The organism is Sodalis sp. RH19, from assembly GCF_047324215.1.
GTDB lineage: Bacteria > Pseudomonadota > Gammaproteobacteria > Enterobacterales > Enterobacteriaceae > Acerihabitans.
Map to the genome: position 1 here is coordinate 4,316,982 of NZ_CP178734.1, position 20,144 is coordinate 4,337,125.

At 57.8% G+C, this 20,144-nt stretch carries 17 protein-coding genes, 1 tRNA gene, 1 rRNA gene and 1 riboswitch; of the genes, 10 read left to right on the top strand and 9 right to left on the bottom strand.

The window, feature by feature from the left end; all coding sequences use genetic code 11:
* Window positions 1-361 precede the first annotated feature (361 nt).
* Together ACL2XF_RS19425 and ACL2XF_RS19430 are read right to left on the bottom strand one after the other, a co-directional pair.
* Window positions 362-437: transfer RNA gene (locus ACL2XF_RS19425), tRNA-Glu, on the bottom strand.
* A 232-nt stretch (window positions 438-669) separates the two neighbouring features.
* Window positions 670-2,212 (bottom strand): 16S ribosomal RNA (locus ACL2XF_RS19430).
* 175 nt (window positions 2,213-2,387) lie between these two features.
* Here ACL2XF_RS19430 and ACL2XF_RS19435 point away from each other — a divergent pair.
* From ACL2XF_RS19435 to purD, 3 genes are read left to right on the top strand one after another with little or no spacing between them, the layout of a single operon-like run.
* Entirely contained in the window at window positions 2,388-2,744 is a 357-nt protein-coding gene (locus ACL2XF_RS19435) for a hypothetical protein (RefSeq protein ID WP_410012652.1), read from the top strand.
* Window positions 2,745-2,772: 28 nt separating this feature from the next.
* Window positions 2,773-4,362, top strand: a complete 1,590-nt coding sequence (purH, locus tag ACL2XF_RS19440; protein ID WP_413727388.1) for a bifunctional phosphoribosylaminoimidazolecarboxamide formyltransferase/IMP cyclohydrolase — start codon at window positions 2,773-2,775, stop codon at window positions 4,360-4,362.
* Between the two features lie 15 nt (window positions 4,363-4,377).
* Window positions 4,378-5,661, top strand: coding sequence for a phosphoribosylamine--glycine ligase (purD, locus tag ACL2XF_RS19445; RefSeq protein WP_410012654.1), 1,284 nt, complete (start codon window positions 4,378-4,380; stop codon window positions 5,659-5,661).
* Window positions 5,662-5,742: 81 nt separating this feature from the next.
* On the opposite strand, the gene ACL2XF_RS19450 is transcribed toward purD, so the two are convergent.
* The 6 genes from ACL2XF_RS19450 to nudC form a co-directional block, all read right to left on the bottom strand.
* Window positions 5,743-6,414: a DUF1481 domain-containing protein gene (locus ACL2XF_RS19450; RefSeq protein WP_413727389.1), complete on the bottom strand. Its 672-nt coding sequence runs from the start codon at window positions 6,412-6,414 to the stop codon at window positions 5,743-5,745.
* Window positions 6,415-6,454: 40 nt separating this feature from the next.
* Window positions 6,455-6,727, bottom strand: coding sequence for a nucleoid-associated protein HU-alpha (hupA, locus tag ACL2XF_RS19455; RefSeq protein ID WP_162368642.1), 273 nt, complete (start codon window positions 6,725-6,727; stop codon window positions 6,455-6,457).
* Between the two features lie 190 nt (window positions 6,728-6,917).
* On the bottom strand, window positions 6,918-7,508 hold the full coding sequence (locus tag ACL2XF_RS19460; RefSeq protein WP_413727390.1) for a YjaG family protein: 591 nt from the start codon (window positions 7,506-7,508) through the stop codon (window positions 6,918-6,920).
* Between the two features lie 58 nt (window positions 7,509-7,566).
* On the bottom strand, window positions 7,567-8,262 hold the full coding sequence (nfi, locus tag ACL2XF_RS19465) for a deoxyribonuclease V (protein WP_413721823.1): 696 nt from the start codon (window positions 8,260-8,262) through the stop codon (window positions 7,567-7,569).
* 26 nt (window positions 8,263-8,288) lie between these two features.
* Window positions 8,289-9,353 (bottom strand): uroporphyrinogen decarboxylase, encoded by a 1,065-nt coding sequence (hemE, locus tag ACL2XF_RS19470; RefSeq protein ID WP_410012658.1) that lies wholly within the window; start codon window positions 9,351-9,353, stop codon window positions 8,289-8,291.
* Window positions 9,354-9,370: 17 nt separating this feature from the next.
* Window positions 9,371-10,174: an NAD(+) diphosphatase gene (gene nudC, locus ACL2XF_RS19475; RefSeq protein ID WP_410012659.1), complete on the bottom strand. Its 804-nt coding sequence runs from the start codon at window positions 10,172-10,174 to the stop codon at window positions 9,371-9,373.
* A 92-nt stretch (window positions 10,175-10,266) separates the two neighbouring features.
* On the opposite strand from nudC, the gene rsd reads away from it, so the two are divergent.
* The 7 genes from rsd to thiH all read left to right on the top strand — a co-directional run bounded on the left by rsd (window position 10,267) and on the right by thiH (window position 16,496).
* Window positions 10,267-10,788, top strand: coding sequence for a sigma D regulator (gene rsd / locus ACL2XF_RS19480; protein WP_410012660.1), 522 nt, complete (start codon window positions 10,267-10,269; stop codon window positions 10,786-10,788).
* 44 nt (window positions 10,789-10,832) lie between these two features.
* Window positions 10,833-10,946: riboswitch (TPP riboswitch) on the top strand.
* Window positions 10,947-11,045: 99 nt separating this feature from the next.
* Window positions 11,046-12,968: a phosphomethylpyrimidine synthase ThiC gene (gene thiC, locus ACL2XF_RS19485; RefSeq protein WP_410012661.1), complete on the top strand. Its 1,923-nt coding sequence runs from the start codon at window positions 11,046-11,048 to the stop codon at window positions 12,966-12,968.
* Window positions 12,965-13,615 carry a thiamine phosphate synthase gene (gene thiE, locus ACL2XF_RS19490; protein ID WP_413721821.1) on the top strand — a complete coding sequence of 217 codons (651 nt, stop codon included), beginning with the start codon at window positions 12,965-12,967 and terminating at the stop codon, window positions 13,613-13,615. The genes thiC and thiE overlap by 4 nt, the downstream gene beginning before the upstream one ends.
* Window positions 13,608-14,375 (top strand): HesA/MoeB/ThiF family protein, encoded by a 768-nt coding sequence (locus ACL2XF_RS19495; RefSeq protein WP_413727391.1) that lies wholly within the window; start codon window positions 13,608-13,610, stop codon window positions 14,373-14,375. Before thiE ends, ACL2XF_RS19495 begins: the two co-directional genes overlap by 8 nt.
* Entirely contained in the window at window positions 14,372-14,572 is a 201-nt protein-coding gene (gene thiS, locus ACL2XF_RS19500; RefSeq protein ID WP_410012664.1) for a sulfur carrier protein ThiS, read from the top strand. The genes ACL2XF_RS19495 and thiS overlap by 4 nt, the downstream gene beginning before the upstream one ends.
* Before the next feature lie 2 nt (window positions 14,573-14,574).
* On the top strand, window positions 14,575-15,360 hold the full coding sequence (locus ACL2XF_RS19505; protein ID WP_410012665.1) for a thiazole synthase: 786 nt from the start codon (window positions 14,575-14,577) through the stop codon (window positions 15,358-15,360).
* On the top strand, window positions 15,360-16,496 hold the full coding sequence (gene thiH / locus ACL2XF_RS19510; RefSeq protein ID WP_410012666.1) for a 2-iminoacetate synthase ThiH: 1,137 nt from the start codon (window positions 15,360-15,362) through the stop codon (window positions 16,494-16,496). The genes ACL2XF_RS19505 and thiH overlap by 1 nt, the downstream gene beginning before the upstream one ends.
* Before the next feature lie 118 nt (window positions 16,497-16,614).
* Here thiH and ACL2XF_RS19515 read toward each other — a convergent pair whose 3' ends face one another.
* Window positions 16,615-20,067, bottom strand: coding sequence for an inverse autotransporter beta domain-containing protein (locus ACL2XF_RS19515; RefSeq protein WP_413727392.1), 3,453 nt, complete (start codon window positions 20,065-20,067; stop codon window positions 16,615-16,617).
* Window positions 20,068-20,144 lie beyond the last annotated feature (77 nt).

Here is a 20,144-nt window from a genome sequence, read left to right on the forward strand (position 1 = left end):
TGCCATGGCATCGTTGCGCGGTGCTCGCCATGCTCATGGACATTGAGTCCACTCCGCTGGCTGCGCGCCGTGCGCCTTGCCCTGACACTGTTCGCACAGTCTCACCCTGGTGAGAGTAAACCCTCGCCTGGGCTACAGAGATTGCCATCGACACGGCAATCATTAGGTTTGCTTGCTTTGAGAGAATCGCATACTGATTTTGCTCAGCATGTTTTTTTTTCAAATTTTCAGCTTGTTCCGGATTGTTAAAGAGCATGTATTTCGCAGCATACTGATACGCGGTTGCGTAACAATGTGCTCTGAAATCATCAGACAATAAAGGCGGGTCTGGTTTGGTTAACAGGTCGTATGAAAAAGAGTTTGGCGTCCCCTAGGGGGTTCGAACCCCTGTTACCGCCGTGAAAGGGCAGTGTCCTAGGCCACTAGACGAAGGGGACACGGAAAATGCTTGCAACGCGCCGCGTTGCTTTTCCGTGTAAGGCGAAACTTTCATTAATGAAAGTAAGCGACCTCTTTCTAGTCGAACAACGCATCGCGTTGCTCTCCTATCATCGGACGATGCCTTGCACGTGCGAAGCCGGGCTTCACGTGTAAACCATACGAGCTGTTTGCTCATTACAGTTATCAGACAATCTGTGTGGACACTACACAATCTAGTATCTATTTCGGTAAGGAGGTGATCCAACCGCAGGTTCCCCTACGGTTACCTTGTTACGACTTCACCCCAGTCATGAATCACAAAGTGGTAAGCGCCCTCCCGAAGGTTAAGCTACCTACTTCTTTTGCAACCCACTCCCATGGTGTGACGGGCGGTGTGTACAAGGCCCGGGAACGTATTCACCGTGGCATTCTGATCCACGATTACTAGCGATTCCGACTTCATGGAGTCGAGTTGCAGACTCCAATCCGGACTACGACGCACTTTGTGAGGTCCGCTTGCTCTCGCGAGTTCGCTTCTCTTTGTATGCGCCATTGTAGCACGTGTGTAGCCCTACTCGTAAGGGCCATGATGACTTGACGTCATCCCCACCTTCCTCCGGTTTGTCACCGGCAGTCTCCTTTGAGTTCCCACCATTACGTGCTGGCAACAAAGGATAAGGGTTGCGCTCGTTGCGGGACTTAACCCAACATTTCACAACACGAGCTGACGACAGCCATGCAGCACCTGTCTCAGAGCTCCCGAAGGCACGTTCGCATCTCTGCAAACTTCTCTGGATGTCAAGAGTAGGTAAGGTTCTTCGCGTTGCATCGAATTAAACCACATGCTCCACCGCTTGTGCGGGCCCCCGTCAATTCATTTGAGTTTTAACCTTGCGGCCGTACTCCCCAGGCGGTCGATTTAACGCGTTAGCTCCGAAAGCCACGGCTCAAGGCCACAACCTTCAAATCGACATCGTTTACAGCGTGGACTACCAGGGTATCTAATCCTGTTTGCTCCCCACGCTTTCGTACCTGAGCGTCAGTCTTCGTCCAGGGGGCCGCCTTCGCCACCGGTATTCCTCCAGATCTCTACGCATTTCACCGCTACACCTGGAATTCTACCCCCCTCTACGAGACTCTAGCCTGCCAGTTTCAAATGCAGTTCCCGGGTTAAGCCCGGGGATTTCACATCTGACTTAACAGACCGCCTGCGTACGCTTTACGCCCAGTAATTCCGATTAACGCTCGCACCCTCCGTATTACCGCGGCTGCTGGCACGGAGTTAGCCGGTGCTTCTTCTGCGGGTAACGTCAATCAACAAGGTTATTAACCTTGTCGCCTTCCTCCCCGCTGAAAGTGCTTTACAACCCGAAGGCCTTCTTCACACACGCGGCATGGCTGCATCAGGCTTGCGCCCATTGTGCAATATTCCCCACTGCTGCCTCCCGTAGGAGTCTGGACCGTGTCTCAGTTCCAGTGTGGCTGGTCATCCTCTCAGACCAGCTAGGGATCGTCGCCTAGGTGAGCCATTACCTCACCTACTAGCTAATCCCATCTGGGTTCATCCGATGGCGTGAGGCCCGAAGGTCCCCCACTTTGGTCTTGCGACGTTATGCGGTATTAGCTACCGTTTCCAGTAGTTATCCCCCACCATCAGGCAGATCCCCAGACATTACTCACCCGTCCGCCGCTCGCCGGCAAAGTAGCAAGCTACTTCCCGCTGCCGCTCGACTTGCATGTGTTAGGCCTGCCGCCAGCGTTCAATCTGAGCCATGATCAAACTCTTCAATTAAAAGCTTGATGCTCAAAGATTGTCATACTGTTAATCTTATGAATTAACTGTTTGTTCACTCTTCAAGACTTGGTATTTTGTGTTTCGATACGGTCTTGTGAGTGCCCACACAGATTGTCTGATAAATTGTTAAAGAGCAGTGCGCCGCTGTAATCAGTCTGGCGCGAGGTGGCGTATGTTACGCTTTCCTCTTTCAGTGTCAAGCCCGTTCGGCCTGTCTTCTGACTCGTTTCCGCTACCCTGCGATGTGCTGCACGGTGCCGGTCGATGGAGGCGCATTATAGGGATTTCAACCGAAGCCGCAACAGCTAATTTGCCCAATCCGAACTGTTTGCTGCATTCCACAGCAATACCGGGGTTTATACCCTCTTTTGCACAAACTTATCCACAGATGATTGCCGCAGGCAAAAATTGCCGAGCATCGCGCAATCGTTTTCGCTACAATTCACGCAAATTTTATCGGCTCGCGTATTTTATCAAGCGGCGGCTTTTTTCAGTAAAAAACCGCCGCTTGATACCAGTTTTTTATTAAAGCTATCCAATCAAGGGATAAATTGACCATGCAACAACCACGTCCTGTTCGCCGCGCCTTGCTCAGTGTGTCTGACAAAGCCGGTATCGTAGAATTCGCTCAGTCATTATCGCAACGCGGCATCACGCTGCTCTCCACCGGCGGCACCGCGCGGCTGCTGGCGGAGGCAGGGCTGCCGGTGACCGAGGTTTCCGATTACACCGGTTTTCCAGAAATGATGGATGGACGGGTGAAAACCCTGCATCCCAAGGTCCATGGCGGCATTCTGGGGCGACGCGGCCAGGACGATGCAATTATGCAACAGCACCATATCGACCCCATCGATATGGTGGTGGTTAATCTTTATCCGTTTGCCAGCACAGTGGCGCGTGAAGGCTGTACCCGCGAGGAAGCGGTGGAGAATATCGATATCGGCGGGCCTACCATGGTGCGCTCCGCCGCCAAGAATCATAAAGACGTGACGATCGTGGTTAACAGCGGCGATTACGCCGGGATCATTGCCGAGCTGGATGCGCATAACGGCTCGCTGACGCTGGCGACCCGTTTTGATCTGGCCATCAAGGCCTTTGAGCATACCGCCGCCTACGACAGCATGATCGCCAACTACTTCGGCAGCCAGGTACCGGCCTATCACGGCGATACCACCGTACCCGCCGGACGTTTCCCACGCACCCTTAACCTGAACTTTATCAAAAAACAGGATATGCGCTACGGAGAAAACAGCCATCAGCTGGCCGCCTTCTATATAGAAGAGCCGGTGCGGGAAGCCTCGGTCGCCACCGCGCGGCAGTTGCAGGGCAAGGCGCTATCCTATAACAATATCGCCGATACCGACGCCGCCCTGGAGTGCGTAAAGGAATTCGCCGAGCCGGCCTGCGTGATTGTCAAGCATGCCAATCCTTGCGGCGTGGCCACCGGCGGCGCGTTGCTCGAGGCATATGAGCGCGCCTATAAAACCGATCCCACCTCGGCGTTTGGCGGCATTATCGCCTTTAACCGCCCCCTTGACGCCGCCGCCGCGCAAGCCATTATCAGCCGCCAGTTCGTGGAAGTGATTATCGCGCCGTCCGTTAACGACGACGCCCTGGCCATCCTTGCCGCCAAGCAAAATGTCCGGGTACTGGCCAGCGGCGTCTGGTCGTCCCGGGTGCCGGCGCTGGACTTCAAGCGGGTTAACGGCGGCCTGTTGGTACAGGATCGCGACTTAGGCATGGTCGGCGAGGCGGATCTGCGCATCGTCACCGAACGCCGGCCGACCGCAAGCGAGCTGCGCGACGCGCTTTTTTGCTGGAAAGTGGCTAAATTCGTTAAATCCAACGCCATCGTTTATGCCCGCGATAACATGACCATTGGTATCGGGGCGGGCCAGATGAGCCGCGTTTATTCGGCGAAAATCGCCGGCATCAAGGCGGCGGACGAAGGGCTGGACGTGCGCGGCTCGGCCATGGCCTCCGATGCGTTTTTCCCGTTTCGCGACGGAATTGACGCGGCGGCGGCGGTCGGCATCAGCTGCGTGATCCAACCCGGCGGTTCCATTCGCGATGACGAAGTCATTGCCGCGGCCAACGAACATGGCATCGCCATGATCTTTACCGATATGCGTCATTTCCGCCACTAAGCCCAGGAGCGACCAATGAATATCTTAATTATCGGGAACGGCGGCCGCGAGCATGCCCTGGCCTGGAAAGCCGCCCAATCGCCGCTGGCGGATAAAGTCTACGTGGCGCCCGGCAATGCCGGCACCGCCCTCGAACCGGCGCTTGAAAACGTCGACATCGGCCCGACCGATATCCCGGCGCTGGTTGCCTTCGCCCAAAGCCACGCCATCGGCCTGACCATCGTCGGCCCCGAAGCGCCTCTGGTGATGGGCGTGGTGGATGCGTTCCGCTCAGCCGGCCTGCCGGTATTCGGCCCGACCAAAGCGGCGGCGCAGTTGGAAGGCTCGAAGGCGTTTACCAAGGATTTCCTGGCCCGCCACCATATTCCCAGCGCGGAATACGGTAACTTTACCGATATCGACCAGGCGCTGGCCTACGTGCGCAGCAAAGGCGCGCCCATTGTTATCAAAGCGGACGGCCTGGCCGCCGGCAAAGGCGTGATCGTGGCTATGACGCTTGCGCAAGCGGAAGCGGCCATTGAGGATATGCTGGCCGGTAACGCCTTCGGCGATGCCGGGCACCGCATCGTGGTGGAGGAATTCCTGGAAGGCGAGGAAGCCAGCTTTATCGTGATGGTGGACGGCGATCATGTCGTGCCGATGGCCACCAGCCAGGACCATAAACGGGTCGGCGACGGCGATACCGGTCCCAACACGGGCGGCATGGGGGCATATTCCCCCGCCCCGGTGGTTACGGATGAAATCCACCAGCGTGTTATGGATCAGGTTATCTGGCCGACGGTGCGCGGCATGGCGTCGGAAGGGAATATCTATACCGGCTTTTTATATGCCGGACTGATGATCAACGCCGATGGACAGCCAAAGGTGATTGAATTTAACTGCCGCTTCGGCGATCCGGAAACCCAGCCCATCATGCTGCGCATGCGTTCCGATCTGGTGGCGCTGTGCCTGGCGGCCACCGAAGGGCATCTGGATCGGGAAAGCTCGTTATGGGATGAACGACCGGCCCTGGGTGTGGTCCTGGCCGCCGGCGGCTATCCGGGGGATTACCGCACCGGGGACGAAATCAGCGGCCTGCCGACGGCTGAGACAGCAGGCGAAAAAGTCTTTCATGCCGGCACCTGTCTGGCGGACGGTAAGGTACTGACGCAGGGAGGGCGGGTTTTGTGCGTTACCGCGCTGGGCGAAACGGTGGCGGATGCTCAGGCCAGGGCCTATCGCGCGGCGAAGTCTATTCGCTGGCAGGACAGTTTCTGCCGGTCGGATATCGGCTATCGCGCGATCCAACGCGAGCAATAATCCTGTCATCATCTGGTGTCGCGCATTCATGACGTTGGGCAATGCGCGGCGCCCTGTCGATGTTGGCTTGCAGGCGGGTGACTACAACTCGCTTTTTTTAGGTTGCCAGTGGCAGAAGTCTTCATTGGCGACCAGTAATAGCTGCGTCCCTTCCGGTGCCTCCAGCCAGGCGATGCCCAGTTGTCCGGTGGAATGTTGGGCGCGCGCCGCAATCCACGAGGCCGAGCGCTGGTCAAAATCAGGCCGCGCCGTCTTGCCGTCGCAGGTGGTTATCACGCCGTCGCGCCATATCCCCTGCATCAGCTTTACCTGTCCGGCACGTAGCGTGCTGCTGACATCCAGCAATCGCCTGGCTTCAAACTGATACAACGCCAGTTCGTCATCACTGAGTTTTTCACGCAGCCCATCGCGCTGACGCTGCATATAGCTGGGATTACCCTGATCGTCAAAGCGGATTTGCACGGTTTGCGGATGTGCGCCGTTTTGCGTCCAGTTAATCTGGCGCACGTCGTCATGGAGGAATTGATAGCGGGTAATGATGGTATTTTCGCCCTGATAGGGGCTGTAGACGCTGACGATATTGACCGTTTGCTGTGCCGCGTCGTCTTTACGCCATAAACGCATGGCGCCCCGATCGGCGACATAACCGCTGGCGGTGAACGCAGGCGGCGCCTTGGAATGCGAACCGCATGCCGTGAGGAGACAGGCCAGCAGCCCGAGCCAACCGCACCGGCGCAAAAACAAAAGGGGCACGGTTGCCCCTATGCTTAATCTTTTCACCAACACACGGTGGTTACTTAACAGCGTCTTTCAGAGCCTTGCCAGAAACAAATGCCGGAACATTGGCCGCGGCGATTTTGATTTCTTTACCGGTCTGAGGATTACGGCCAGTGCGTTCGTTGCGATGATTAATTTTGAAAGTACCGAAACCAACCAATTGTACTGCATCACCCTCTTTAAGAGACTCGGTAATTGCTGCCAAAGTGGATTCCAGAGCCGACTTCGCCTGCGCCTTCGAAAGATCGGCCTTATCAGCAATTACATCAATCAGTTGAGTCTTGTTCATATGTTATCCTTACAGTGTGTTTATCGCTTGCTAAGCATCGAGTACGACGGATAAGCCGGAATACGGCACTCTCCTGCAAACACGCACCGATAGCCACTTTTTTTATGCCCCCCCAAATGTAGACCAGACGGGGTGCAGATGTGAAGTATTAAGACATGGCAAAACAGGTCTTAAATCACGTTTTATTGCCTTATTGCTGTAAAATTATTCCAATATTGCTAATTCCGGCTTCGCGCAGGTCTGCGCGCAGCCCTTTGATCAATTCTACGTCGCGGTTTTCACAATCAGCTAACAGGCGAAAAATTTCCCACTGAATGTCCCATTCCTCTTCAATCGAGGGCAGGGCATTCAGCTCCTCTTCGGTCATTTCCCGCTCCGCATGGGTCATTTCCAGCATGGCCACGGTGCGGATAGAGGTTTCGCTGACGGTGACGGCATGCTCCAGCGTTTCACCGCTCAGCCGCGAGTGCAATAATTCACTCAGGGCCACACAGGCATCAATCGCCGGATAAACGCCGTAAAAATCGTAATCATCCGCTGCGGGAATGCATTCTTCCAGCTTTTCCAATTGTAAATCAAAATTGACCTTAGCATCTTTAACAACCTGTGTCTCCCAAACCAGGTCGAGAATACGCCGGTAGACGGCAGGGTCGCCAAAGCCGGTCTGTACGCAGAACAGTTGATAATTGGGGTACATCCGTTCACACAGCGACGCCATAAAAATGACGTGCTGCCAGGCTTCCTGCTTTTCCAGACGTAAATGTATCGGGTTACGTAACATCGCGCTATTCCATTACTCTTAATCTGCGTCGCAGTGTACCTGAAATTAGCCGGTTACCCTATTCCAGGTCGAAAAAGTCCGGTTCGCCGCGCCCCTGCTCCCACTGTTTAAACGCGGTGCGATTAGAGGCCACCGCATCCGCCCAGCGGGTAGGCTCCGGCAAGCGGTAGCCGCGCATGCATTGTTGTACCCAATACAGGGCAGTGTCCATGCCGACGCGATGGCCGGTGGAGATGAATAAAGGATTGCAGCGGATCTTGCTGCGCCATACCCAGGCAAGCTGTTCGCCTTTATCCATCAGCGGCGCCCTGGCGCCCGCCTCATCGCTCAAGGGCTCAAACCGGCCGCACAGCCGGCGCTTAGCCACGCCGATAGTCGGCTGGTCGACCAACAGGCCAAAATGGCTGGCGACGCCCAGACGGCGCGGGTGGGAAATACCATGGCCATCGACGAACAGCAAATCCGGCCGCTGATTCAGCTGTTCCCAGGCGGCCAGCAGGGCGGGATACTCGCGAAACGACAAAAAACCCGGAATATAAGGCATGGTGGTCGTTACACGGGCAATGCGGTATTCGATAAGCTCCAGCGACGGAAAACGCAGCAGCGCGATAGCCGCGCGGGTAACGTCGCCCCCCTGTTCGAACCCCACATCGGCGCCGGCGATTATCGCGGGCGTGGAAAAAGCGAAATCGTCATGGCGTATGACCCTACTGGCGGTGGCGACCTGCTCGGCGCGCAATGCTGTTATATCCATGTTTTTTCCACCTTTTTCACCAGTCTTTACAGATGATAGGGGCGCGACAGGCGATGCACCGCCTCAACAAAAATGCCCGCATGTGCCGGCGGCACGTCCTGATGGATACCGTGCCCCAGATTGCAGACATGCCCCTCACCCCGGCCGAAACCGGCCAGAATGGACTCCACTTCCTGTTCAATACGCGCCGGCGGCGCGTACAACACCGAAGGATCCATATTGCCCTGCAGCGCGACCTTATCGCCCACGCGACGGCGCGCCGCCTGAATATCGGTGCTCCAGTCCAGGCCCAGCGCATCGCAACCGGTTTGCGCCATGGCTTCAAGCCATTGGCCTCCGCCTTTGGTAAACAGCGTTACCGGCACCCGGCGGCCTTCATGCTCCCGCTGCAGGCCGTCGATGATTTTTTGCATGTAATCAAGGGAAAACTCAAGATAGCCGCTGCCGGTCAGCACGCCGCCCCAGGTATCAAAGATCATCACCGACTGCGCCCCGGCGCGAATCTGGGCGTTCAGGTACAGCGTTACGCTCGCCGCCAGCTTATCGAGCAATAAATGCAGCGTCTGCGGCTCGGCGTACATCATTTGTTTGATTTTAGTGAAGACTTTGCTGGTGCCGCCTTCAACCATATAGGTGGCCAGGGTCCAGGGACTGCCGGAGAAGCCAATCAGCGGCACTTCTCCGCGCAGGTTGCGCCGGATGGTGCGTACGGCGTCCATCACATACCCCAGCTCCACCTCCGGATCCGGTATCGGCAACTGCTCCACGTCGGCTTTACAGGTAATCGGACGGGCAAAGCACGGCCCCTCCCCCTGTTCAAAATACAATTCCAGTCCCATGGCGTCGGGAACCGTCAGGATATCCGAAAACAGGATCGCGGCATCAAGCGGAAAACGACGCAACGGCTGCAAGGTCACTTCACAGGCCAGTTCGGCATTCCTGCACAGTGACATAAAATCACCGGCCTCGGCGCGGGTGGCTTTATATTCCGGCAGATAACGCCCGGCCTGGCGCATCATCCATACGGGCGTGACGTCAACAGGCTGGCGCAGCAGGGCGCGCAGATAGCGGTCGTTCTTCAGTTCATGCATACAGGATTCCCTTGCAGTTATGAATGGAGTGTAGCATGCGGGCCGTCATTTTCCCGATCGGCGCGGCAGAGCGCGACCGTGTCCTCAATTAAGCGCCTGGCCACGGTGCCGGGCGGCGGCAGCAGGGGCAGCGCGTCATAACGGTACCAGCCGGCATCAAGGATTTCATTATGATCGGGGGTGATTTCGCCGCCGGCGTACTCCGCCATAAACGCCATCATCAGCGAATGCGGGAAAGGCCAGGGCTGCGAGGTGACATAACGGACGTTTTTCACCTTAATCCGCGTCTCCTCCATGACCTCGCGGGCCACGGTCTGCTCCAGGGTTTCCCCCACCTCGGCAAAACCGGCCAGCACCGTGTAAATGCCGCCGCGATGGCGGGTATGCTGGGCCAGCAGGATATCGTCGCCGCGGCGGATCGCCACGATAATACAGGGCGCGATTTGCGGATAATACCGTTCATGGCAATGATCGCACAGGCAGGCCCATTCCCGGTTACTGACGCGCATCTCATGGCCGCAGTAGCCGCAATAGCGATGGGAACGATAAAACTCCGCCAGTTGCACGCCCCGGCCCGCCAGTTGGAACAAGCCTGGGTCGCTATCGATGATCTGGCGCACCGAGCCCATATCCCGGGGCATGGCGTGGCGTACCAGCCAGGCGGGCGACCCCTCCCATTCGCCGATAAGCGTCGCTGTCAATCCTTGAAGTGACCAGGCCGATGCCGTTCCAAATGGCAGTTCCCCCTTGGGTAACCACAATTTGCTGTCCTGGCTGACGATCCACCAGCCATTTTCGCTACCGTTGAGTTCTTGTTCCATTTTAGTTGCACTACCTCTTATTCACTGGCAAGCTAGAAATTAGCTTTAATTGATGAGTAACGCAGCGTTACTTTATTACATCGGAGTCAATCATGCTAAACCAGCTGGACATTCTGGCTCAACGCGTTGGCGGCAGTAACGAACTGATCGATCAGTGGATACTGGCCCGCAGGAAGTTGCTCATTGCGTATTACCATCTCATCGGTCTTAAGCCCAATAAAGAAAAGCATACTCCCCTGGACGAAAACGCGCTGGACGACTTTTGCCATAAACTGGTGGACTACCTTTCCGCCGGCCATTTCCATATCTACGATCGTATCGTTCAGGACGCGGACGATACCAGCAGCAGCAAAAGAATCATCAGTACCCAGTTGTATCCGGCGTTGCAGGAAAATACCAAACAAATCATGGCATTTTATGATAGCCAATTGGAAACGGCCATCGATCATGATAACTGTATGGAGTTCCAACAGGCGCTTTCCGGCGTGGGCGAGGCCCTGGCCACGCGTTTTGCCCTGGAGGACAAACTGATCCAGCAGGCGCTGGAATATAAAGCGGACTACCTGGCCTCGGTGCCGGCCGCCAATAATCCGGACGTATCGCGTCTGGCGTAATTTTGCGGTAAGCAGTAAGTCGTAACCGGTCCTTCACGGGCCGCTATATCTTGTCGGAGTGCCTAGCGCGTACATTACGCCAGGCTGAGACCGTTAATTCGGGATCCGCGGAACCTGATCGGGTTAATACCTGCGAAGGGAACAAGAGTAAAGCAACGCTTTGATTTATAGTCTATTTTGCTAAATTCAAAGCCCGGCCTCATTACTCCCGTAGCGCTCCTGACAAGCAATTTTCCCGTTTATTGTGAGGAATTGCTATGTCGTTATCCAAAACCACCCCTTCCCGCCGTGAGCAGCGCGCCCAGGCGCAGGAATTCATCCATCGTCTGAAAGGCGAAGCCTTCCCCAACTCCCGGCGTATTTATCTCCAGGGCAACAGCGCCGACATCCGGGTGCCGATGCGGGAGATCGCGCTTAGCCCCACGCTTATCGGCGGCAACGGCAAAACGCCGCGCTACGAAGAAAACGAGCCGGTGCCGGTATACGACACCGCCGGACCCTATGGCGATCCGGCGACAGAGATAGACGTGCGCGCCGGCCTTCACCGCCTGCGTTCGGGCTGGATTGAGCAGCGCGGGGACAGCGAGGCGTTGAACAGCCTAAGCTCGCGTTATACCGGCGAACGCCGGGCCGACGAGGGCCTGGATGAGGTTCGTTTCGCCCCCAGCCATACGCCGCGGCGCGCCAAATCCGGCCGGCGCGTCACGCAATTGCATTATGCCCGCGCCGGCGTCATTACGCCGGAAATGGAGTTTATCGCCCTGCGGGAAAATATGGGCCGCGAACGCATCCGCGGCGACGTATTGCTGCAACAGCATCCCGGCCAGAGCTTCGGCGCGCATTTGCCGCCGGATATTACCCCGGAGTTCGTGCGCCGGGAAGTGGCCGACGGTCGTGCCATTATCCCCGCCAATATCAACCATCCGGAGTCGGAGCCGATGATTATCGGCCGCAATTTCCTGGTCAAGGTCAACGCCAATATCGGCAACTCGGCCGTCAGTTCATCCATTGAGGAAGAGGTCGAGAAGCTGGTCTGGGCGACCCGTTGGGGAGCGGATACGGTGATGGACCTGTCCACCGGCCGCTATATCCATGAAACCCGCGAGTGGATCCTGCGCAACAGTCCGGTGCCCATCGGCACGGTGCCCATCTACCAGGCGCTGGAAAAAGTCAACGGCGTGGCGGAAAACCTGACCTGGGAATGCTTTCGCGACACCTTGCTCGAGCAGGCGGAACAGGGCGTGGACTATTTTACCATCCATGCCGGCGTGCTGTTGCGTTACGTGCCGATGACCGCCAAACGGTTGACCGGCATCGTGTCGCGCGGCGGATCCATTATGGCCAAATGGTGCCTGTCGCATCACCAGGAAAGCTTCCTGTACGAGCATTTTCGCGATATTTGCCAGATTTGCGCCGACTACGACGTCTCATTATCCCTCGGGGACGGCCTGCGTCCCGGCTCCATCCAGGATGCCAACGACGAAGCGCAGTTTGCCGAACTCTATACCCTGGGCGAATTGACCAAAGTTGCCTGGGAGTACGACGTGCAGGTGATGATCGAAGGCCCTGGCCATGTTCCCATGCAGATGATCCGGCGCAACATGACCGAACAGCTGGAGCATTGCCACGAAGCGCCGTTTTATACCCTGGGGCCGCTGACCACCGATATCGCGCCGGGTTACGACCATTTTACCTCCGGCATCGGCGCCGCGCTGATCGGCTGGTTCGGCTGTGCGATGTTGTGCTACGTCACGCCGAAAGAGCATCTGGGCCTGCCGAACAAAGAAGATGTTAAGCAGGGGCTTATTACCTATAAAATCGCCGCTCACGCCGCCGATCTGGCCAAAGGCCATCCCGGGGCGCAAATACGCGATAACGCCATGTCCAAGGCACGCTTTGAATTCCGTTGGGAGGACCAGTTTAATCTGGCCCTGGATCCGGCCACCGCCCGCGCCTATCACGATGAAACGCTGCCGCAGGAATCCGGCAAAGTAGCCCATTTTTGCTCCATGTGCGGTCCGAAATTCTGCTCGATGAAAATCTCCCAGGAGGTCAGGGATTATGCCGCCGCCCAGGCGATTGAGGTACGGGAAAGCGGCATGGCGGAGATGTCGTCGGCGTTTCGCGCCAGCGGCGGGGAAATCTATCTTGCGCCTGAGGATACGGGGGTGGCGAAATGATCGCGCCCGACGCGCCCTTTGCGGCGACCGAGCCCAGGCTCGGGCTCTATCCGGTAGTGGATTCGCTGGCATGGCTGGTCCGGCTGCTGGACGCCGGCGTCGCCACGCTGCAGTTGCGCATCAAGGACCAGCCGGAAGACCGGGTCGAACCGGATATCGAGGCCGCGATTTTGCTGGGACGGAAATACCGCGCCCGGATTTTCATCAACGATTATTGGCGGCTGGCGGTTAAACACGGCGCCTATGGCGTGCACCTGGGACAAGAGGATTTGGCTACGGCGGATTTGGCCGTCATCCAGCGCGCCGGATTGCGACTCGGTCTTTCCACCCACGACGATAGCGAACTGGCCCGCGCTTTGGCGCTACAGCCATCCTATATCGCGCTCGGCCATATCTTCCCTACCCAGACCAAAGCCATGCCGTCACAGCCGCAGGGCCTGGCGGAACTGAAACGCCTGGTGGCCGGCATGCCCGGCATCTCCACCGTGGCCATCGGCGGTATTGGTATCGATCGGGTGGACGACGTGCTGCGCTGCGGCGTCGGCAGCATCGCGGTGGTCAGCGCCATCACCAAGGCCGCCGACTGGCGGCAGGCGACCGCCACGTTATTGCGGAAAATCGAAGGCCGGGAGGTGCGCAATGCTTAGCGACCAGGCTTTTTTGCGCTACAGCCGCCAATTGCTGCTGGAGGAGATAGGCCCCGGAGGCCAGGAGCATCTGAGCGCAGCAACCGTGCTGATCGCCGGACTGGGCGGCCTGGGTTCGCCGGCGGCGCTCTATCTTGCCGCCGCCGGGGTCGGCACGCTGCTGCTGGCCGACGACGATAACCTGGACGTGAGCAATCTCCAGCGCCAAATCCTTTATCGCACCGGGGATATCGCCCGGCCCAAGGCGGCGGCGGCGCTACGGCAGCTGCAGGCGCTTAATCCCCTGGGCCATTATGTCGCGCTGAGCCGGCGCCTGGCCGGGGATGACCTCGATCAGGCGGTGGCGCTGGCCGATATGGTACTGGACTGCAGTGATAATATGCAGACCCGTCACGACATCAATGCCGCCTGTATCCGCCGGGGGAAAACCCTGGTCAGCGCCAGCGCGGTGGGGTTCAGCGGTCAGTTGCTGGTGCTGCGGCCGCCCTACCGGCACGGCTGTTATGCCTGCCTGTTTCCCGACGCCGTCGAGCCGCGGCGTAATTGCCGCACCGCGGGCGTGCTCGGGCCGTTGGTCGGCATCATGGGCGCCATGCAGGCCCTGGAGACGATCAAAATCCTGTGCGGCATGCCGTCTACGCTGGACGGCCAGCTGCGGCTGTTCGACGGCAAGTCGATGAACTGGCGCACCCTGCGCCTGTCCCGCGCGGCCGGCTGTCCGGTGTGCGCCGCGGCGGTTCAGCGGGAAGAGGCGCTATGAACATTACCCTTAACGATACCCCCGTCGCGCTTTCAGGCACGCCCTCGCTGCTGGACATGCTGGAGCTGCTCGGCCACCCGCCCGAGGGCAGCGCGCTGGCGGTCAATCAAACCATTATTCCCCGTAGCCGGTGGGCCCAACAGCCGGTAAACGAGGGCGACGATATCTTACTTTTCCAGGCCATTGCCGGAGGCTGACCATGTTAACCATTGCCGATACCACTTTTACGTCCCGGCTGTTTACCGGCACCGGTAAATTCGCCACCGCGGAATTAATGCGGCAAGCCATCGCCGCGTCCGGCAGCCAATTGGTCACCCTGGCGATGCGCCGGGTGGACCTGCGCGGCGGTAATGACGCCATCCTGCCCGCCCTGCGCCAGGCAGGGGTAAAGTTACTGCCCAATACCTCAGGCGCAAAAACCGCCGAGGAGGCGGTGTTCGCCGCCCGCCTGGCGCGCGAGGCGCTGGGCACCCGCTGGATAAAACTGGAAATCCATCCGGATATGAAATACCTGCTGCCCGATGCGGTCGAAACGTTGAAAGCGGCCGAACAGCTGGTGCGCGAAGGTTTTGTGGTCTTGCCCTACTGCGGCGCGGATCCGGTATTATGCCGCCGTCTGGAGGAGGCCGGCTGTGCGGCGGTGATGCCGCTAGGTTCGCCGATCGGCTCCAATCAGGGTTTGATCACCCGCGATTTCCTGCGCATTATCATTGAACAGTCGGGCGTGCCGGTGGTGGTGGACGCCGGTATCGGCGCCCCCAGCCAGGCCCTGGAAGCGCTGGAAATGGGCGCCGACGCGGTACTGGTCAATACCGCCATCGCCGTGGCCCGCAACCCGGTGGCCATGGCCGGCGCGTTCAGGCTGGCGCTGGAAGCCGGCGCCCTGGCGCGCGAGGCCGGGCTTGCCGCCACGCTAACCCAGGCCAGCGCCACCAGCCCGCTAACCGGATTTTTGCGCCATCCCCAGGAAGAGGGGGCGGCCTGATGACATCTTTTCTTGACCACTGGCGCCGGCTCGGCTGGGACGACGCCGGACTGCAAATCCACGCCAAGACCGCGCGCGACGTGGAGCGGGCGCTGAATGCCCCGCGCCTGGACCGGCAGGATTTCATGGCGCTGCTGTCACCGGCGGCGCTGCCTTATCTTGAACCCATGGCGCAGCGTGCCCAGCAACTGACCCGCCAGCGTTTCGGCAATGTGGTGGGGTTTTATCTGCCGCTCTATCTTTCCAACCTGTGCGCCAATGATTGTACCTATTGCGGTTTTTCCATGAGCAATCACCTGAAACGCAAGACGCTGGATGAGCAGGAAATCATCCAGGAATGCGAGGCCATCCGGGCGATGGGTTTTGATAATCTGCTGCTGGTCACCGGCGAGCATAAGACCAAGGTGGGCATGGACTATTTCCGCCGTTACGTGCCGTTGATCCGCCGGTATTTCAGCGCGCTGATGATGGAAGTACAGCCATTATCCCAGGAAGATTACGCCGAGTTGAAAACCCTCGGCCTGGATGGGGTGATGGTTTATCAGGAAACCTACCATGAGCCAACCTATCAAAAACATCATCTGCGCGGGCAAAAAATGGATTTTGCCTGGCGGCTGGAAACGCCGGATCGGCTGGCGCGGGCCGGAATCGACAAGATTGGCCTGGGGGCGCTGATAGGATTGTCGGATAACTGGCGCACAGACTGCTATATGGTGGCCGAGCATTTGCTGTATCTGCAAAAGACCTACTGGCAAAGCCGCTATTCGCTTTCGTTCCCGCGCCTGCGCCCCTGCGCCGGAGGCATTACGCCTGCGTCCCTGATGAATGAATCACAGCTGTTGCAAGTGATGTGCGCCTTCCGGTTATTGGCCCCTGACGTAGAGCTGTCGTTGTCCACCCGGGAATCGCCCTGGTTTCGCGATCACGCGGTGCCCATCATGGTGAACAGCCTCAGCGCCGGGTCCAAGACCCAACCGGGCGGTTATGCCGGCGGCCGGCCGGAGCTGGAGCAGTTCGAGCCGCATGATAACCGCTCGCCGCAGGCCGTGGCGCGGATGGTAACAAAGGCCGGGTTGCAACCGGTATGGAAGGATTGGGACAATTATCTGGGCAGGTCGCCGACGCTGGTTAAATAAACGATGATGAGCACTTCGAGGATTTTAATCTGATTTATCGGCGGGACAATCATCATTCCCGCCGATAAGTATGCCTTAATCAGCGCCAGCCTAGATTACTCCGGGCAGCGGAACATTTTTAATCGGCGCACACCACAAATCCCGCGTTCTCGCCTGATATCCCCATGAGCAATTTCAGTCCGTTCTGTTTGTTGAGAGCTTCGACGGCCGGGCCGGCTAAAACAATTGGGGATGCCGTACCAGACCAAATAAAGCCGCCGGGGGATAAGGGCCATCCACTCGTGCGCATTGTGCTATAGGCTGCCTGCAGAGAAGTAAAGGACGGCAATCTACAGTGTGAGCTTGCCAGTGAATAACTCGCCACTGCCCAATTTTCATGATTAAAACTCTCGCTGTAGCCGCCGGTGAGTTCTGAGGTAAGCCTGGGGCGCTGGATACCGCCGATGGACTCTACCATATGACCATAATAATTGGCGGCCGGAACGTTCGGGCTGGTGGCTACGGTAAAGATAACGTCTTGCGTCACACTTTTCCCCCCGGGTGCGACAACCTCAATAGTGGTTTTAACCCCCTTCCCCACGGGGTCGGTTAACGGAATGCTGATTTTACCCGTCGCCATCGCCACTCTGCCTTCATATTTTGGCGCATCGTTAATCAACAGCGTGGCACTTTCCGACCTGTTTTGCCGATTGACGGCGCCAAGGGAATGGATATTGATGAGCACATCGCCTGCCGGCGAACCGTCTCCCAAGGTCGCGTCCACCGTCAACATAATCTGCTCGCCGGCTTGCGCCTGCGCCTTGTCCACTGTGACTTTTAACTCAATGCTATCAGGAGTGAAATTCAGCTCTTTTACCATTTCGCTGATTTCGACGCCGTCCACTTTGGGCGCGACCCTGACTATGCCGGGTTTAGTACCCCGCACGGTGGCGGTATACGTGCCATCACTCTCGCTAAGAGGCGAGAGGGTCACGTTATCTCCCGGCGAAGCGCTGAAAGCAAGCCGGGCGCCCAATCCGGCTACTGCCCGGCCGCTCGTATCCCTGGCGCTAAAGGTCAGCGTAGCGGTCTCGGTGTTATCCGCCGTCAGCGTATCCTTATCGATTGCAAAGGCGGATTCGGCTGCATCCACCGCCAAGGCGATCAGGGTGATGGGCTTACTCAGGCTCGTCATGCGATCGCCTCCAACCGACGGCGTTATCGTATAGTGTCCCGGTACGGAGCCGAACAATCGGGCGACATAGGCCCCCTCACCATCAAACCGCGCATTTTCTTGTCTGAAACCCGTTAACGATGAAGGATGAAAATCAATATTGCCTACTGTTTTGGTCAGGTTGCCATATTCATCCCGCGGTATCAGCTTAAGCTCTACGCTATCTTCATCATTGGCTTTAAGCGGGTCCCCGCTGATGCTGAATACGGAATGAAGCTCGCTGAACGGGCCTGGCGTCAAGGTTATCACTTTCACCAAGTTGCTTAATTGCTGGCCGTCGATTGACGGCGCGATATCGATACTGCCCGCCACGATACCGCTCAGCCGGGCGGTATAATGCCCGTCGGTTTCCACCATGTCTGAAATCGAGATCCCCGCTGACGGCAAAGCGATAAATTTCAAACGCTCGCCCAGCGCCGTGACAAGCTTGCCGTCCTTGTCCTTGGCGATAAAGCGCAAGACAGTGAAGGCATCGCCCACCGTAAGCGTATCTTCGCCCACGCTGAAATCAGAGTGGCCTTCGTATGCCTGGGCCGCGCGCAGGCTGACGGTTTTCGCCAAGGCGTCCCTCTTCACGCCGTCCACAACCGGCGTAATGGTCACCGTCCCCGGTTGAGTGCCCTTTAAAGCGCTGCTATAGCTACCGTTATCTTCCTCTATCTCGGTCAAAACGGCGCCCTCTAACGCCGTCATAGCAAACACTAAGCGTGGACCGAGGCCGGTGAGGGCATTGCCGGCGCCATCCCTAGCGCTGAAGACGACCGTCGCCTGTTCGGCGCCGTCGGCAAGAATATTGTCGCGACTGATATCAAACCCCGATCGGCTATGATCCAGATCCAACGACAGCAAGACAACGCTGATTGGCTGCAACGCTTGTCCGTGAATCATCGGCGTAATGACTGTCCGTCCGGTATCGCTGCCGGCGGCCAGGGTGGCCGAATAGACACCGGCGGCGGTTTCACTGATATCACCCACCACCGGCGCCGCGCCGGTTACGCCGGCGCTTGCCGCGGCGAAAGCCTGGCCGTCCCCGCGTTCAAATGTAATATCCAACGTCAGCGCCTCCGCCATTCCACTCAACGGCTGATGGCTTTCATCCCTAAGACTGATTGATAGCAGGCTGGTTGAAACACCATCCGCCGGTAACCTGTCCGGCGTTGCCGTCGTGGACGTCGACGCCAGGCTGATGCCCAGACCGGTCACCGTAAGCTGGGTATAGGCGGGGCTTGAAGCGTTGCCTTTTTTATCATGGGCCGTTGCACCAATGGTATAACGATTTGTCGTGCCGGCGGGCAGATAGGACGGCAGGGTCACCGCCAGGATATGGGGCGCCGATTGCGTGATGGAACCGCCGGCGGCGATCAATTCCGCAGCATTCCACTCCACGCGGTCCAGGGCATGGGTAGCGGTAACCTGGGCGGTGATGGTGAGCTGTTGGCCGGAATTCCCGTTCAATCGCTCCGGCATCAGCAGGCGGATAGCATCCTGCTTTTGATAGTCCAGCACGATATGATTATTGCGCTCCACCAGATCATAACGGCTACCTGCCAGGGTTCGCCCGGCCGCAACGGCGGATGGGTCCACCTGGTCAAGCCACGAATCCCCCAGGCGGTAATTGATTTGCAGGTTGATACGGGAATCATGCTGCCCGCTCTTACCCTGGCGATGCTCACCGCCTAGGGTCAATAGCGGAAACGGCGTATAATTAAGCCCCAAGGTAAACGCATAGGGATCCCTTTGCCGATTGTTTTTGCCAAATAACGCCACCTCGTCGCCGCGATAGCTTTCATACATCAGCTTGCCGCCCAATTGCGGATGCGACGGCAGAAAAGCCTCGGCACGCAGGTCATAACCATTGGCCGGTCGTTCGTTATAATCCGCGAAATCCCGCGATTGGCGCCAACTGCTCAAGCGAAAATAGCTGTTGGCCGATAATTTCAGGTAATGGGTCCAGGCTTCCGCGCCGATCCCGGCCCGGCGATTTCTTCCGGTAAAGTCATTATCATAAAAAGTATTCACTCCGTACATCCAATCGCCGTAAAAAGTCCGCACGCCGCCGCCGATATTACCGGTATTACGGTGATCGTTATTGCGTATGCCCCCTTGGATGAATACCATAGCATCCTGGTTTTCATATAACGGCACCAAGAGATCGAGCGCGCTATTGTCCAGTTTGAATCGCTCATTGAGATTGAGCTGTAACCGCACGGTGCCGAATTGATCAAACCAGTCTTTGGCATAATGGCCCGCCCCGCTTACCAGCGCCGAACGCGCCATATTGAGCGCCGCTTTATTGCTTGGTTGTTCTGACAGCATATTCCCCGCCGACAGCGCATGGACGGCAATCTTATTCTCCACCGCGGCGGACTCCGGTTGTCCTAAGGCTGTCGCTGGAGCAGATGCTATACTGAGTGGGAACACGGCCTGCGCGGCAA